At 22.5% G+C, this 721-nt stretch carries 1 protein-coding gene; it reads right to left on the bottom strand.

Translation table 11 applies throughout. The features are described 5' to 3' along the window. Positions 1-117 precede the first annotated feature (117 nt). Positions 118-721, bottom strand: a 604-nt coding sequence (locus B9N71_RS13145; protein WP_085166116.1) for a hypothetical protein, incomplete at its 5' end; no start/stop codon positions are given.

A 721-nucleotide genomic window follows, 5' to 3' on the forward strand; every position in this document is an offset into this window, starting at 1 on the left:
CATTTCCCTGGAATTCTGATTTCTTTAGCTTTGACTTCAACTGAAGACTTAAATATCATAGCAATTACAGGTCTATCCATCTTTCTGATTCCAATATAAATATATAATTTATAAGATTCATTTTAATTTACTTAACTTCAAAAGTATTTCCTTATAATCATTTTTGTAAAAATCATTTTTAGCTTTATTATACATTTTTTCAAAAGAGGCTATAAATTTATCTAAATAATTGTTTGGAATGCATTCATTACGATTTAAAATCTTTTTTATTTCAATATAAAAATTTCTTTCTGATTTCGCTTTTGGACTGATATTTAAAATTGATAAGATATAATCCCATTTTTTATCCTCCATATAAAACTGTGGGAAATTAGTAATAAATAAAGAAACATAGTAATCTATTTTCTTAACATTTTTCAATTCATTAAAAAATTTAAAAAAATTATCTAAAGGGGGGAGATTATATCCTTTTATCATATTTCCTATGCAAGATACTATATTTATAGTAGCTTCTTTGGTTAAATTTTCATTTTTATACAAGTATATTAATTTTTCAGCCAATGCAACATCGGAAAAAAACTCTTTATAGTACAAAGATCTTTCTTTTCTACTAAATTTTTCTAAATCAGATATTAGCTCTGATAGTTCTATAAGATCATTTTGTCTATCCCAACTTTTAATTTTATAAGTAAGAATATTCAAAATATCGATATTTTTTTTT

Source organism: Gilliamella bombi, assembly GCF_900103255.1.
GTDB classification, from domain to species: domain Bacteria; phylum Pseudomonadota; class Gammaproteobacteria; order Enterobacterales; family Orbaceae; genus Gilliamella; species Gilliamella bombi.